The 15,240-nt window shown below is 68.1% G+C and carries 14 protein-coding genes; 3 read left to right on the forward strand and 11 right to left on the reverse strand.

Translation table 11 applies throughout. The features are described from left to right. Positions 1–25 precede the first annotated feature (25 nt). The 5 genes from AB0F86_RS08280 to AB0F86_RS08300 all read right to left on the reverse strand — a co-directional run bounded on the left by AB0F86_RS08280 (position 26) and on the right by AB0F86_RS08300 (position 5,610). The gene (locus AB0F86_RS08280) at positions 26–1,249 is read right to left on the reverse strand and encodes a peptidoglycan DD-metalloendopeptidase family protein (RefSeq protein WP_356982904.1); all 1,224 of its coding nucleotides are present in this window, start codon (positions 1,247–1,249) and stop codon (positions 26–28) included. Positions 1,250–1,271: 22 nt separating this feature from the next. Beyond that, positions 1,272–3,236, reverse strand: a complete 1,965-nt coding sequence (locus AB0F86_RS08285; RefSeq protein ID WP_356982905.1) for a serine protease — start codon at positions 3,234–3,236, stop codon at positions 1,272–1,274. A 105-nt stretch (positions 3,237–3,341) separates the two neighbouring features. Further along, positions 3,342–4,121 carry a M12 family metallopeptidase gene (locus AB0F86_RS08290; protein ID WP_356982907.1) on the reverse strand — a complete coding sequence of 260 codons (780 nt, stop codon included), beginning with the start codon at positions 4,119–4,121 and terminating at the stop codon, positions 3,342–3,344. 97 nt (positions 4,122–4,218) lie between these two features. Beyond that, entirely contained in the window at positions 4,219–4,794 is a 576-nt protein-coding gene (locus AB0F86_RS08295) for a TerD family protein (RefSeq protein WP_067489596.1), read from the reverse strand. Between the two features lie 132 nt (positions 4,795–4,926). Continuing rightward, positions 4,927–5,610, reverse strand: a complete 684-nt coding sequence (locus tag AB0F86_RS08300) for a PAS and ANTAR domain-containing protein (protein ID WP_225279788.1) — start codon at positions 5,608–5,610, stop codon at positions 4,927–4,929. 116 nt (positions 5,611–5,726) lie between these two features. Here AB0F86_RS08300 and AB0F86_RS08305 point away from each other — a divergent pair, with 116 nt between their 5' ends. Beyond that, the gene (locus AB0F86_RS08305) at positions 5,727–7,091 is read left to right on the forward strand and encodes an MFS transporter (RefSeq protein ID WP_356982909.1); all 1,365 of its coding nucleotides are present in this window, start codon (positions 5,727–5,729) and stop codon (positions 7,089–7,091) included. A 123-nt stretch (positions 7,092–7,214) separates the two neighbouring features. Continuing rightward, a complete protein-coding gene (locus AB0F86_RS08310; RefSeq protein WP_356982911.1) occupies positions 7,215–8,099 on the forward strand; it encodes a bile acid:sodium symporter family protein in 885 nt (294 codons plus the stop codon). On the opposite strand, the gene AB0F86_RS08315 is transcribed toward AB0F86_RS08310, so the two are convergent. The 4 genes from AB0F86_RS08315 to AB0F86_RS08330 all read right to left on the reverse strand — a co-directional run bounded on the left by AB0F86_RS08315 (position 8,100) and on the right by AB0F86_RS08330 (position 13,601). Then, entirely contained in the window at positions 8,100–9,578 is a 1,479-nt protein-coding gene (locus tag AB0F86_RS08315; RefSeq protein ID WP_356982913.1) for a HAMP domain-containing sensor histidine kinase, read from the reverse strand. Then, positions 9,575–10,276 (reverse strand): response regulator transcription factor, encoded by a 702-nt coding sequence (locus AB0F86_RS08320; protein WP_356982915.1) that lies wholly within the window; start codon positions 10,274–10,276, stop codon positions 9,575–9,577. Before AB0F86_RS08320 ends, AB0F86_RS08315 begins: the two co-directional genes overlap by 4 nt. A gap of 68 nt (positions 10,277–10,344) precedes the next feature. Further along, a complete protein-coding gene (locus AB0F86_RS08325) occupies positions 10,345–12,378 on the reverse strand; it encodes a glycosyltransferase family 39 protein (RefSeq protein ID WP_356982917.1) in 2,034 nt (677 codons plus the stop codon). Beyond that, on the reverse strand, positions 12,375–13,601 hold the full coding sequence (locus AB0F86_RS08330) for a glycosyltransferase (protein WP_356982919.1): 1,227 nt from the start codon (positions 13,599–13,601) through the stop codon (positions 12,375–12,377). The genes AB0F86_RS08325 and AB0F86_RS08330 overlap by 4 nt, the downstream gene beginning before the upstream one ends. A gap of 209 nt (positions 13,602–13,810) precedes the next feature. Between AB0F86_RS08330 and AB0F86_RS08335 the strand changes: the two genes are divergently transcribed. Then, positions 13,811–14,071: a hypothetical protein gene (locus AB0F86_RS08335; protein WP_181697118.1), complete on the forward strand. Its 261-nt coding sequence runs from the start codon at positions 13,811–13,813 to the stop codon at positions 14,069–14,071. A gap of 4 nt (positions 14,072–14,075) precedes the next feature. Here the strand turns inward: AB0F86_RS08335 and AB0F86_RS08340 are convergent, their stop codons facing one another. Together AB0F86_RS08340 and AB0F86_RS08345 are read right to left on the reverse strand one after the other, a co-directional pair. Further along, positions 14,076–14,696, reverse strand: a complete 621-nt coding sequence (locus AB0F86_RS08340) for a hypothetical protein (RefSeq protein ID WP_356982921.1) — start codon at positions 14,694–14,696, stop codon at positions 14,076–14,078. 141 nt (positions 14,697–14,837) lie between these two features. Beyond that, a complete protein-coding gene (locus AB0F86_RS08345) occupies positions 14,838–15,176 on the reverse strand; it encodes a hypothetical protein (RefSeq protein WP_067489573.1) in 339 nt (112 codons plus the stop codon). Between the last annotated feature and the right edge of the window lie 64 nt (positions 15,177–15,240).

Consider the following 15,240-nt stretch of genomic DNA (forward strand, 5'->3'; position numbering starts at 1 on the left):
GGTCGTCCCTCCGCTGACCTGTGCGCTAACCGACCGGCACGGATTCGGTGGGCCCGGCACGCAGACCCTCGCCCGGTGCCGACCCGTTCTGCGCGAAGGTCACCGTCACCACCGACCCCGGCTCGGAAGTCTCGAGCGCGAGAAAGGTCTGGTACAGATCGACGCCGACATACTGGCCGCCGGGCGCACCGCCGATGATCTCCACCAGCGCGAGATGCAGATGCGGCGGAATACCGCCGAATCCGAGCACCGTGCCGAGGAAGTCGCCGCGCGAGACCGTCGAACCCGGTCCGAGACCCGCTGGCACATCGGTGAGGTGGGTGTAGAAACCACCCATCATGTCGTTGGGCGCACGCACGAAAATCTGTGCGCCGTAGACCTTTCCGCTGTCGGCGGCCGGGTTGTGCGGGGTGAAGCGGGTGATGTGACCGTCGAAGGCCGCGAACACCGGCGTGCCTGCCACGCCACCGAGGTCCATGCCGTACTCGATGTACCAGTTCGGTCCCTGATGCCCGCCCTGATGGGGGCCGCCGTGCGCCTGCGTGTACCCCGACGGGTCGACCGGGGCGGAGATGTCGACGGTGAACGCCCCGCGGGCGAGCGCACGGGGACGGCGGACCCGCCGGAACTCCGGCAACTCGGCGGCGATCTCGGGTGGTACCTCTTCCGAATCCCAGGCCAGGCTGGCACCGGGCACCGCGCCCTCGATCTCCTGGATCTTGTCCTGCACCACCCGCATCTGATCGTCGTCGAGATCTCCGAGGCGGGTGTCGACGGAGATGCCGAGCGCGTTCGCGACCGCTTGGGCGTAGGTGGCGGGATCGTTGCCGTCGGAGGCGGGAGCATAGCGGGCGAAACCGTCGAGGATCGACAGGTCGCGATACGACGCCGATCGCAGCAGCTGCGCGATCGCGAAATACCCGGCGCCCCAGGAGGGGAAGACCAGGAAATTGTGCCAGTTGAACTTGCCGGGATACTGGCCGTAGTCGGGGCCGCCCGGCACACCGGTGATATTGCCGGGATTGTTGTTCAGCCAAGCGAAACTGCCCTCGTGATTACGCATATGTGGTCGGCCACGGGCGATTTCGTCGGCATGGATCACGTAGTGGAAGATCTCCTTGCCGTGCCCGCCGTAGTCGGTGGGGTCGTGCGGGTTCGTGCCGGGAAACCATTGCGCCCGCGGAATGTTCTTGTCCGTCGACATCCGGCCGTTCCAGTACCAGACGTGGTCGCCGAGTTCGAGTGTCATGGTGCACCTGCCTTCGTGAGAGTTATGCGGACAGCGCGCCGCCGATGGTGGCGGCGACGGCGGCGTGCGCGAGATATTCCGCGATGTCGTGCGCGCGTTCCTTGGGGTTCTCGACCGGAACCTCGCGCAGCCCGGCTCCCCACGCCCGGCTCAGCGGGCAGCCGATGGCGATGGGGTCGCCCGCGTACCAGGTGTTGAGCCACTCGCCGACGCGCTCGGGCCGGTTCGCCCCACCGGTGAGCAGCTTGCGGTACACCCCGTCGAGGCCGAGCGGGCTGCCCGCGGTGACCAGCATGCGCACGTTCACTTCCTGCGGCAGCTGGGTGAGCAGATCGAGGGCGACCACGGTACCGAGGCTGTGGCTCACCAGGACCAGCTCACCACCGCTCGGCACGTCGGCCAGCACCGCGTCGAGCACACTCTTGCGGACCCGTTCGTCGTCGAGATAGGCGGCGACGTCCTTGAAGATGGCGCCGATGAGCGCCGAATCGAGTCCGCTGCGGGCGGCGATCCAGCCGAGCTGGTCGTGCAAGCGGTCCAGCAGTACCGCACCGAAACCGCCGAACAGTTCACGGGTCTGCGGGTCGGCGGGCAGGTCGGTCGGCATCCCCGCCCGCTGGGCGGCCTCGGCGACCAGTTCTTCGTAGAGAGCGGGGCCGGTGTCGACGGCTTCGCGGGTGTCCATGCTCTCGACGAGCCGGTCACCGTAGAACGGAAAGTACGCGTCGGCGGGGTCGAGCGGGCCGAGGCCGGCGAGGGTGAGTCCCTTGTTCAGCCCGGCGGTCCAGGTGCGGCGCAGTTCGGCCGGGTCACGACCCTGCTGACCGCGACCGTGCAGGAACAGCACGCTGCGGCCGGCCGCCCCGACCGGTCGTCCGCGCAGCCCGCGAACGGTGCTCTCCCGTACCGGAACAGGCTGTGGCACAGACCTTGTCACGGTCTCGACGACAGGCAGAGCGGCGGTCGGCCCGAGTTCGTCGAGGAGGGCGCGCTGCGCGGGGTCGAAGCTGCGGGAGCCCAGGTCGCGCAGCAGCACGCTCACCCGGGTGCCCTCGTTGGCGATCCACTCGATGGCGTCGTCACCGTCGCCGCGCTGCCACAGCTTGCCGTCCTTGCGCAGCACGCGGCCCTTGTCGTCCTTCTTCGGCACGCCGGCGTGATGCAGGGCGACGATCTCCCACTGGTCGTTGAAGACCGGCGAACCGGAATTACCCGGTTCGGTGTCGGAGTGGTAGTGCAGGAAGTGCTCGAGCTGCAGGTCGAGGCGGTTGTCGCGGATCGAGATCTCCTTGAGCCTGCCCGAGGGATGCCCGACGACGTTCATCGCCTCACCGATCACGATCTTGCCCGGCTCGGCGATCAACTTGTTCCAGCCGAACTCCCCACCCGCGAACGAACCGTCGGCATTCGGTGCGACCCGCACCAGGGTGTAGTCCAGGTGCTCGCTCGTGACGAACAGGTCCTCGGGCGCCAGCCGGTAGTGCACCGTGGGGCCCGGCACGTTGTTCGCGGCCACCTCGGCCCCGAACTCGACCACCACCGACGCGGCATCCGCCACCGTCGGCAACACGTGGTTGTTGGTGAGCAACAGCTGCGGCGACACCATCGAGCCGGTGCCGACGGGGATCTGGCGGCCGTTGTCGTTCAGCGAGATCCGGGCCACCGCCTGCGCCGCGCGGGCCCCACGGGTCAGGAAGTTCACCGCCTGTAACTCGTTGGCGAAGCCGATCACCCGCTCGAGGGAGCCGATGCCGTCGACCGGGTCGTGCCTGCCCAGTTCGATCACCGCGGTGGCGGGCACCTCCCCGGTGACGAGCAATCGGTCGGCGCGGGCCACGATCTGCTCTTTCGTGTCGACGACCACCGACTCGGTGGCGGCACGTCTGCGTTCCACCTCTTCGCGTTGCTCGGCAGTGTCGGCGAACCGCCGCGATGCGGCGTCCATCTGTTCGCGCCATGCGTCGGTGCGTTCGCTCTCGGTATCCATGGGGGTCACCTCGCCCGGGGAGTGTGTGCTGGTGTTGTCAGCGTGGGCGCCGAAGGTGGTGGTGGACACGAGTAGTGCACCACTCGAATTCCGCGCGCCTGCGGCTCAGCCGGGATAGATGGCGTGGACGGCCGCGACGTCGCCCGGTGAAAGCGCGGTGCGCTGGCCCATACCGGTTCCGGGCGGCAACGGCACGCGCGCGACGATCGTCGGGCTGCCGTCGACGCTGAAAGCCGTTGGGGGATAATGCATGATGGAGCCGAAGTCGTAGCCGCCGACATCGTCACCGTCGGTGATGTGCTGGGCGAAATTGTGGCGATGAGCGGGGTCGACATGCGCGAGGCGCACCTCCACGAAGGCGTCGCGGTCCTGTCGGCTCTGTTCGTGCCAGAGTCCGAGCGCGTGGGCCATCTCGTGCACGACGGTGCCCACCGGGGCGGTGTCGGCGAGCTCGATCGTCTGCGGACCGCCCTGCCTGCCCACTGCCGAACGGCTCGCGGTGCTCGGGACGAAGCGTACGAAGTCCGGGTGCTGCGCGGTGCGTGGGACGAAGCGGATCCTGGTTCGCTCGTGCCACTGCGCGACCGCGTCGTGCACGCGGTGCGGGGCGGGCAGACCCGGATCTATCTCGAACGGCACCACCGCGCCCGGCCAGCGGAAGAACCCGCCGGTGACGACGATGCCTTCGAGTCTGCGGCGTTCGTCGATCTCGGCGAGGGTGCCGAGGACGATGTCGCCCTCGAAGACGGCCAGCTCGTCGACCGCCGCGTAGCGCAGTTCGCGCACACCGTGTCCGACACTGCCGATCGGGCTGGCGCCTGCCTCCGGGCCCGAGCGGAATTCGCCGGTGGCCTCGGTATGGGTGAAAGAGTTCTCGATAGTCATGCACTTCAGCGTGCGGCGGAGTCACCGCCCTCGCGCGCGTAGCGCACTACCCGATCAACCGCCCGGGGCCGCGCCGTGCGGCCCCGTGCGGGAGGAATCAGAGGTTGACGCCGAAATCGCGGGCGATGCCCTCGAGGCCGGAGGCGTAGCCCTGGCCGATGGCGCGGAACTTCCATTCGGCGCCGTTGCGGTACAGCTCACCGAAGACCATCGCGGTTTCGGTCGAGGCGTCCTCGGACAGGTCGTAGCGGGCCAGTTCCTCGCCGTTGGCCTGGTCGACCACGCGAATGTAGGCGTTGCGGACCTGACCGAAGGACTGGTTGCGGGTGAGGCCGTCGTAGATCGAGACCGGGAAGACGATGCTCTCGATGGTCGGCGGGGTGTTGGCCAGGTCGACGTTGACGACCTCGTCATCGCCCTCGCCCTCACCGGTGCGGTTGTCACCGATGTGCTCGATCGCGCCCTCGGGGGACTTCAGGTTGTTGAAGAACACGAAGTGCTTGTCGGACACGACCTTCTTGTCGGCGCCGAGCGCGATGGCGCTGGCGTCGAGGTCGAAGTCCGTGCCGGTGGTGGTCCGCAGATCCCAGCCGAGACCGACCGCGACAGCGGTGAGGTTCGGCGCCGCCTTGGTCAGCGAAACGTTGCCACCCTTGGACAAACTGACACCCATACCGATTACTCCCATCGATCAACGCGGCACAGAGGGCGCCGACGATTCGCACACTAGCACTGAGTAGCGACGCGACGACGGCTCGCCGAGCACCCGAAAAAGTCTGGTATACAGCCGGATTCCGCTACCGGATCAGGCCTGATCGACCCGTTCGTGCGCGGTCAGCAGCAGGTGGTCGAAGCGGGTGCGGCAACCCGGCACCTGGGGTTCGAGGCCGCGGGCGTCCTCGACGAGCTGGGCGGCGAGATCGCGGAGTTTGGTGTTCGTCTCTTGGGAGCGCCAGCGCAGCACTTTGAACGCCTGGTCGGGGCCGACGCCGTACATGAGGACGAGTACGCCCTTGGCTTGCTCGATGGCGGCGCGCGCCTCGATCAGTTCGGGCAGGGTCTCGTCGAGGGTTTCCTTGCGTTCCTCTTCCAGGCGCTGAGTGACGTCGATGTAGTAGCCGGTGGTGCCGATCACCGTGCCGTCGTCGTCGGTGAGGTGGTCGCCGACGATGATCACCTCGTGCTCGGTGCCTCGGGTGTCGATGATGCGGTGCCTGCCGCACACCGGTTCGCCCGCGTCGATGGCGCAGGTGATCGCGGTGCCGAGGTCCTGCTGGTCGTCGGGGTGCTTGTGCGACAGCAGCAGCTCGGTGGTCGGCTCGACCTCACCGGGGCCGTAGCCGTAGATCTCGGCGAGCTCGTCGGACCATTCCCAGCGCCCGTCGGCGAACCAGAACTGGAACGAACCGATGCCCGAGCAGGCCTCGGCGCCGATCACCTGGCTGATCGCGGTGACCGCGTCCGGTACTGATTGTTCACTCAACGTCACCTACGAAGTATCCCCTATCGCACCCGGTCAGGGAGCTATCGGGCCCGATTCCGCAGATTCGATACCTATACCCCCTAGGGGTTTACTTTCAGGCCGCGAAGTCGTACCTTCGGAGCATGATCACCTCGCTGTTCGCCAACCGCGACTACCTCCGGCTGTTCACCGCACAGATGACGGCGCTGTTCGGCACCGGATTGACCACGGTCGCACTGGGTCTGCTCGCCTACGAACTGGCGGGCGCCGAGGCAGGGGCCGTGCTCGGCACAGCGCTCACCATCAAGATGCTGGTGTACGTGACCGTCGCCCCGATCGTCGCCGCCTATGCCGATCGTTTCCCGCGCAGGCTCTTCCTCGTCTCGCTCAACGCGGTGCGCGGTGCCGTGGTGCTCGCGCTGCCCTTCATCGACCAGATCTGGCACATCTACGTACTCATCGCCGTACTGCAGACCGCATCAGCGGCCTTCACTCCCACGTATCAGGCGGTGATCCCCGACATCCTGCCCGACGAACGCGACTACACCCGGGCGCTGTCGGCGGCCCAGCTGGCCGCGACCATGGAGACGCTGCTGAGCCCGATGCTCGCAGCGGCGGCGCTCACCCTGATCAGCTTCCACTGGCTGTTCGTCGGCACTGCCATCGGCTTCGTGGTCTCGGCCGTCCTCGTGGTCTCCACCAGGATTCCCGACGCGGGCGCGACCACCGGTGGCCGTTTCCGGCAGCGGATCGCGGTGGGAATGCGGATCTTCGCCGCGACGCCCAGGCTACGTGGCCTGCTCGGCTTGAACCTGGTGGTCGCGGCAGCAGGGTCGGTCATCATGGTCAACACCGTCAACTATGTGCGTGACACGCTCGGCGGTTCGCAGATCGGTGTCGCGATCCTGCTGGCCGCCAACGGTTTCGGCACCATGGTGGTGGCGCTGTCGTTGCCGCGGGTGCTCGACCGGGTCGGCCCCCGGCCGGTGATGCTGAGCGGTGCCACGACCCTGATGACCGGACTCGGCGCGGCCGTCGCGCTGTCGAATGCCGCTGCGGGACAGTGGCGCTGGATCGCGGCGGGCGCCGTGTGGGCGGTGATCGGGGCGGGCACTGCCGCCGTCCTGACCCCGACCGGGCAGATTCTGCGGCGGTCCTCGCAACCCGCCGACCGGGCCGCGTTGTTCGCCGCGCAGTTCTCGCTGTCGCACCTGGCGTGGCTGCTCACCTATCCGATCGCCGGATGGCTCACCACCGCAGCCGGTTTCACGACCACCTGGCTGGTGCTGCTCGGTCTGGCCGCCCTCGGAACCACCGTCGCGCTGCGGTCCTGGCCCCGCCACGACCCGGCCGAGATCACCCACCTGCACGAGATCGGAACCATCGATCCGGCCCGCCTGGCCGACGCCGTTCGCATCACCGACCGACTCTACCAGCACACCCATCCCTACGTCATCGACGCAGCACATCAGCGGTGGCCGCGCGACGCCCACGCCCTCGCCGCCTGAGACCTGCTCACGGACCTTCGCCACATCGCTGCCCGACGCTGCCCGGACCAGGGTTCGCTCGAACAGCGGTGTGGCGAAAGCTCTTGCCGCATAAGGTAGGGGTTCCGCGACGATCGGTGGTGCATGAACTCCTCGTTTCTTTCCACGGCGCTGCCGCCCGCGCTGGCCGTCATCATGTTCGGTCTCGGCCTGTCGTTGACCGGGGCCGATTTCACCCGGGTCGCCCGGGCGCCGAAGGCCGTCGCGGTGGCCCTGGTGTGTCAGGTGATCGTGTTGCCCGCGGTGGCGTTCGGGTTGGTGATGCTGTTCGACCTCGAGCCGTTGCTCGCGGTGGGGATGATGCTGCTCGCCGCCTCGCCGGGTGGGGCGACCGCGAATCTGTTCAGTCACCTGTTCCGTGGTGACGTGGCACTGAATGTGACGCTCACCGCGGTCAATTCGATGCTGTGTGTGGTGACCGTGCCGGTGGTCACCAATCTGGCCATCCACCAGTTCGCCGACAACGAGACCGGTCAGCTGGGGTTGCAGTTCGGCAAGACCGTGCAGGTGATCGCTATCGTGCTGATCCCGGTCCTGATCGGCATGCAGGTGCGGCGCCGGGCCCCGGAATTCGCGGGCCGGATGGATTTGCCGGTGCGGATCGCGTCGGTGCTGATCCTCGCGGTGATCGTGGCGGTCACGATGATCGCGGACCGGACGGCGATCGGCGGCTACTTCCTCGATGTCGGCGCGATCACCATGGTGTTCTGCGTCATCAGCCTCACCACCGGTTATCTGGTGCCGCTCGCGTTCGGGGTGAGCCCGCCGCAGGCGATCGCGTCGTCGATGGAGGTCGGCGTGCACAACAGCGCGATCGCCATCACCCTGGCGATCACCGTCCTCGACAGTGCGCGCATCGCGGTGCCCGCCGCTGTGTACGCCGTGCTGATGACGCCGCTGGCCACGCTGTTCGGCGCGCTCATCAGCCGCCGCGCGGTGCACCGGGAGCCTGCCTCGGTCACGGCGTAGTCAGCGCATGTCGTTGGGCAGCACCACGGTGAATGTGGCGCCGCGACCGGGTGTGCTCTCGACACCGACGTGCCCGCCGTGGGCCGCCACCAGTGCCGCGACGATGGACAGCCCGAGGCCGGAGCCGCCGCTGGACCGGGTGCGGGAGTTGTCGGTGCGATAGAACCGTTCGAACACCCGCGACGCGGCTTCCGCCGGCAGGCCGGGCCCCTCGTCGACGACATCGAAGGCCACCTCGTCCTCACCCGGGCGCAGACGCACGGTGACCGGGGTCCCGGGCGGGGTATGGGTGAGCGCGTTGCCCACCAGGTTCGCCATGACCTGTCGCAGTCGTGCCTCGTCCCCGACCACGACCATCGCTCCGTCACCGGCGACTTCCAGCTCGATCGCGCGAGCGACGGGCTGCCCGGCCTCGCGGGCGTGGGCGTCGCCGACCGCGTCCCGCGCCAGGGCCAGCAGGTCGACGGGTGTCCGCTCGAGGGGTCGGTTGGCGTCGAGATCGGCCAGCGTCAGCAGGTCACCGACCAGTCCGCCCATGCGGATCGACTCGGCCTCGATCCGGCCGAACAGGGTCTCGGGGTCGGTGCGATGCCCGTGCCGGTACAGCTCGGCGAATCCCCGGATGGTGGTGAGCGGGGTGCGCAATTCGTGGCTGGCGTCGGCGACGAACTCACGCATCCTCGCCTCGGAACGCCGCGCCGCCGCCTCGGAGGCCTCGGTCGCGGCGACACCGTCCTGGATCCGGGTGAGCATCACGTTCAGTGAGCGGGCGAGATGGTCGACCTCGGTGTCGACATCGCGCACCGGAACACGGCGGTGCAGATCACCGTCGGCGATGGCGGCCGCTGTCTCCTCCACCGCCCGCAACGGGCGAAGACTCCACCGCACCACCAGATAGCCGACGATGCCGAGCAGCAGCAATGCGGCGACACCCGCGACGACCTGCACCAGAAGCAGGCCCATGATCGTCTGCCTGGTTTCCGACAGCGACAGGCCGACGGTGACCGAGCCGTGGCCGTTCGTGGTGGTCAGCACCCGCCAGTCGGTGTCGGGACCGCTGCGGGATCCGACTGTGCGCGGGCTGCGCTCGTCACCGGTGACGTCCGGCAGCCCGGACGAGCCGTCGGTGGCGCCGGGTGACTCGAGATAGACCTCGCCGTCGGGTCCGGTGCGGATCTCGGCGAACCGGCGCGGCTGTTCCCCTTCCATCGGGATGGCGTTCGGTGCGTCGGCGGGCACCCAGCGGGTGTTGCCCGCCGAGTCGGTGACCTGTTTCATCGCTCTCGGCTGTGCCCAGGTCCGCGAGGCGTCGATGAGCTGTTCGTCGACCCGGTCGGTGAGCGAGTTCGACATCACCGAGGTCACCACTGCCCCCACCGCGGTGAGCACCACCGCCGCGAGCGCGAGCAGCACGAGCACCAGCCCGACGCGCAGCGGCACGGCGGCGAAACGCCGTGCGGCCCAGGCCGACACGCTCACCTCGGTTCCCGCAGCACGTAACCGACGCTGCGCAGCGTGTGGATGAGTTTGGGTTCGGCGGTGTCGATCTTGCGCCGCAGATACGACACGTAGGACTCGACGATATTCGCGTCACCGCCGAAGTCGTAGTGCCACACGTGATCCAGGATCATCGGTTTGCTCAGCACCTTGCCCGCGTTGACCATGAAGTAGCGCAGGAGGGTGAATTCGGTCGGCGACAAGCTCACCGGCTCCCCCGCCTTCCACACTTCGTGGCTCTCGTCGTCGAGCTCGATGTCGGCGACACGCAGCCGGGGGTTGCGTTGCGGAGCGCCCGCGCCCGCACGCCGCAGGATCACCCTGATGCGGGCGATCACCTCCTCGAGGCTGAACGGTTTGGTCACGTAGTCGTCGGCGCCGAGACCGAGGCCGGTCAATTTGGCCTCGGTCTGGTCGCGGGCGGTCAAAAACAGCACGGGCGCCTGGACGCCGTCGGCACGCAACCTGCGCAGCAGGGTGAAGCCGTCCATGCCGGGCATCATCACGTCCACGACCAGGGCATCGGGGCGGAAGCGGCGCACGGTGTCGAGCGCGGCCGCACCGTCGGCGGCCGTCGCCACCTCGAAGCCCTGGAATCGCAGGCTGGTGCTCAGCAGCTCGACGATCATCGGCTCGTCGTCGACGACGAGGATGCGGGCTTCGGGTGGTTCGACGGTCATGGATTCAGCATGGCTGGCCCACCGCACACGGACCTGGAAGGAAACTGGGGGTTTCCTGTGAACAGCTTTCAGCTGATCAGGTCGTAAACGGTGACGCCGTCGACCTGCACGGCGGTGAAGTTCGCCGCCACCCAGGCGGCGATCGCATCGTCGCCCCGCGCCCCGGGACCGCCTCCCGCGATGAAGTAGTGGATCCGGCCGTCGGCCACGTACTGCTCGAACTGAGCGAGCGTAGGGAACGGGTCGCTGCCGTTGAACCCGCCCAGCGACATCACCGGCAGTTCGGTGGCCAGTTGGTAGGTGGCGGCCGAGTTCGAGCCGGTGGCCGCCGCGATCCAGGTGTAGTTGTCCGCGTCGGCGGTGAGCAGCGCGATCACCTTGTCGCTCACCTGGCTCGCCCCACCGAGGAAGCCGCCGCCGTCGGCCCCGCCGTTCGGCCCAGCACTTCCACCAGCACCCCCATCGGGCGCAGTTGTCTCAGCCGTCCCGCTCGGTGCGCCGCCCCGACCGGAACCGTTGCCGGGAGCTCCATCTGCGGGCACTGTGCCGCCCATCGGTGCGTTGTCGCGACCTCCCATTCCGCCTCGCCCGTCCGGCATTTCGCCACCAGGTCCTGGCATACCCCGTCCGCCACGGACTTCCGGGCCCGCACTGGGAATGGATCCAGCATTGACCGAGGCGATGGTCTCGGCGGTGTAGGCGGCGGGCCCGCTCAGCGCGAGGATCCCGGCGAGCACGGCCGCGAACGCCGACCGCTTCGGTGTGGGCGGAAGCAGCAGCGCGAGCACCGCACCGAGACCGCCGACCAGGATCATCCATCGCAGCCAAGGCACGAAATCGCTGGTGCGCGACAGCAATACCCAGGCCGTGGCCGTGGTCACGCCCATCGTCGCGGCGGCGCACACACGAGCCGCCATCCGGTCGCGGTGCTGCCAGAGCAGGACGGCGCCGATCGCGGTCAGCGCGGCGACCGCAGGCGCGAGGGCGACCGTGTAGTACTGGTGGAAGATCCCCTTCATGAAGCTGAAGACCAGCCCGGTCACGAGCAGCCAACCGCCCCAGAGCATTACCGATGCCCGTCGGCGGTCGGTGCGTGGTGCACGGCCGTAGAAGACCAGTGCCACCACGGTGAGGATCAGCGCCGCAGGCAGCAGCCACGCGATCTGCCCGCCCTGAGCGGAGTCGAACAAGCGGGTGATACCGGTCTGCCCCCACATTCCGTTGCCACCGGCGGGAAGTTCACCACCGGGACCGACGCTGCCCGTCTCGTCACCGCTGAGCCGACCGAGACCGTTGTAGCCGAGGGTCAGCTCGATGATCGAATTGTTCTGGGAACCACCGAAATACGGTCTCGAGTCGATCGGCCACAGCTGCGCGATCAGCACCCACCAGCCCGCACCCACGACCATCGCCGCACCGCCGGCGAACAGTTGCAGCAGCCGGGTACCCACCTTCGGCGGCCCCGCGAACAGGTACACCAGGACCAGCGCCGGGAGAACGAGCAACACCTGCAGCTGTTTGGCCAGGAACCCGAATCCCATGAACAGCCCGCACAGCACCAGCCAGCGCCAGTGCCCGGATTCGGTGGCGCGCAACATCGCCCAAGCCCCAGCGATCATCAGGAACACCAGCAGTGCGTCTGGGTTGTTGAAGCGGAACATCAACGCCGCCACCGGAGTCAGGGCAAGGGCGAGACCGGCGAGCAGACCGGCCGCCGCACCGTGGTAGCGGCGAACCGTCGCCCACAACAGCGCCACCGACGCGACGCCGAGCAGTACCTGCGGTGCCAGCATGCTCCAGCTGCCGAATCCGAATACTCGCGCCGACAACTCCATCGGCCACAGTGCGGCCGGGGTCTTGTCGACCGTGATCGCGTTCGCCGCGTCCGACGATCCGAAGAAGAACGCCTTCCACGATACCGAGCCGGCCTGCACGGCGGCCGCGTAGAACGAGTTGGCCCAGCCGTTTGCGGTCAGGTTGCACAGATAGGCCACCGCCGTGCCGATCAGCAGCGCGGCAAGAGCGGGAAACTCCCATCGTGGTCGTATCAACGAGTTCTCGACTACCGATTCGGCCTCCGGCTTCGTCGTCAGCGCGGTCATCGGCGATCACCCGCACCACGGAAAACCCAGCGCAGCCCGACGAAACGGGCGAGCGTGGCAACACAATTCGCGACGACCAGCACAGCCAGCTCCACCTGCACCGACGCGCCCGACGCCCACCGATGCAACGCGAACAGCGACCCACTGGTGATCAGGAGACCGAACAGGAAGATCAGCAGCCCCTGAACATGGTGCGCCGCAAGCCTTTCCGGGCCACGGATGCCGAAGGTGAAGGCGCGGTTGGTCGCGGTGTTCGCCACCGCTGTCACCAGCAGGGCGAGCAGATTCGCCGCCTGCGCACCGACGGCCGGTTGCATCAGCAGATACAGCGCCACATAGGCCAGCGTCGACAACACACCGACGAGGGCGAAACGCACCAGCTGCCCGACCATGCCCACCGGCACACCGGGGACCAGTGGTTCTCGCCCGATGGCGGCCCGCAGCTCCGCGACCGGCAGGCGCCCACTCACCAGTTCCCGGCCGACCCGCCACATCCCCAGCAGATCTTTGCGCGCGGTGTCGAGGATGTCGACACGGCTGTCGGGATCATCGATCCAGTCGACGGGCACCTCGTGGATGCGCAGCCCCGCCCGCTCGGCCAGCACGAGCACTTCTGTGTCGAAGAACCACTCCCGATCGCGCACCAGCGGCAGCAGCTCGCGGGCCACCTCGGCGCGCATCGCCTTGAAGCCGCATTGAGCATCGGAGAACCGCACCTGCAGGCAGGTGCGCAGCAGCAGGTTGTAGCCGCGGGAGATCAGCTCCCGTTTGGGCCCGCGCACCACCCGGGCCGACGTGGCGAGCCGGGAACCGATCGCGAGATCGGAATGCCCCGACATCAGCGGTGCGACGAGCGGCAACAGGGCGTTGAGGTCGGTCGACAGGTCGACGTCCATGTAGGCGACCACCCGGGCATCGGAGCCGCTCCACACCGCGTGCAGTGCCCGCCCGCGGCCCTTGCGGTCCAGGTGCACCACCCGCACACCGTCCAGTTCCGTGGCGAGGTGTTCGGCGATCACCAGCGTGTTGTCGGTGGAAGCGTTGTCGGCGATGGTGATGCGCGCGCTGAACGGGAACCCGTCATGCAGGAAGGCGTGCAGCCTGCGCACGCAGTCGGCCAGGTCGTTTTCCTCGTTGTGCACCGGGACGACCACGTCCACCCCGGGGGTGGTGATCACCTCGGCCACGGTTGCCGCGCAGGTGGCGGTCTCTGTGTCGGTCATGACACCGACGGTGACCGGCGAGACTGGAGCAGACCTGCGTCTGACCTGGGAATTTCCTGGAAGCCTCGATCACGGGTCTGCCGAATGGCGAGGAGTGCCCGGAATCGGAGGGTTCAACCATCACGATTCGGGGTACAGAGAGCTGGATACCGCTCGCCGACCCGGCGCGCGGGACGTCAGACGGCGTTTTCACATACTGGGAGAACACAGTGCTGAAGTTGATCGAGCTCATCAGGGGAACCGGCGCGGCCGAGGACGCCGAAGGAGCACCCCGGTCCGCCGGGCACCTGCGCGCGGGTGACATCGTGCTCACCGCCAAACGCAGCTACCGGGTGGTGAGCACCAGCTTCGCCGACGACGCGCGCCGCGCCGGTCGCGTGGTCGCCGATACCGTCGACCTGGTCACCGGGCGGCTGCGCGTCCTCGACTACCCCAGCGCCGATACGGTGGTCACGGTCAAGACCGCCTGACCGCTCACACCGGGCGGTGCCGGATACCGCGCGTTCCGAACCCTCGGGTGTGCGTTCCCTCGGTGGGGACGACTTCTTCCTCCACGACGCGAGCCCGATCGTCGCCGACGACGCGGGTGCGTTCGGCGAAGGCGATGTCACGTGTGCTGCGCACCGACAGCCTGCCAAGCGAGCTCGCGGCGAAGAACAGGATCAGCGCGCCGAGCCCGTAGAAGAACGTCAGCTGCAGCAGTGCGCGCTTGACGTCCGATCCGGCCACGGGTTCACCCATGTCCCCGAGCCGGAACCAGGCGGCCAGGAACGGTCCGATCACGAACCAGGCGCCCGCCGCGACACCGAGCCAGGCGCCGAAGCTGGCGACCACCCGATTGCGGCTCATCAGCATGAGCAGGCCGCCCACGATGGCGACCACGCCGGGCAGCACCTGCAGCCAGCCGCGCGCCGTCGTCCAGACCCACGGTTCGTCCGGGGTGTAGGCGAAATCGAAGTACGGACCGATGAACGGTATGAGCGCGCCCCAGATACCGAGCAGCAGCACCGCCAGACCGCCCAGCGCGCCTCGGCTACGCGGGATGTGCAGCTTACCGCCGCGCCCGGCCGCGCCTTTCTCGTCGACATTCACCATGACGCCTCCCATCATCGACAACAGAGGTGGGTGGCGTGTACCCCGCGCCGGACCGAATACGCAGGCACCGGGCAATCACTACCCGGAGACGACGGTGGGCACCGACCCGTCGGATCGGTGCCCACCTGTGCAGATCACACGCTAGGCGTTGATCGTCACTGCGTCGTCGGCGATCGAGTAGCTGATCGAACCGTTCTCGAAGTGGCTGATCTTGCCACCCTCGATGTCCTGCTCGTCGGAGGTCGGGTAGCCGAGACGGCCGCCCGCGCCGCCCTCGGCCTCCCACGCCTGACGGATCGCGCCGTAGACGGTCTTGGCTCCGGTGGGGAGCTTGAAGTAGATGACGCCGCCGGTGAACTCCTGGTACTTGCCGCCGCCCGGGGCGTCCAGTTCGGCCGAGATCGGCTCACCGAGGGGGCTCGACGCGCCACCGGCCTCGTTGTAGTGGTCGCCGATCGCTCCCGTGGCCTCGAATCCCATGAATCCAATTCCTTTCACACAGACAATCATTGGCAAAGCAGCCGCTAAGTTACCGCATCGCGGA

The sequence above is a fragment of the Nocardia sp. NPDC023733 genome (genome assembly GCF_040639775.1).
In the GTDB taxonomy this organism is placed as follows: Bacteria; Actinomycetota; Actinomycetes; order Mycobacteriales; family Mycobacteriaceae; genus Nocardia; species Nocardia rosealba.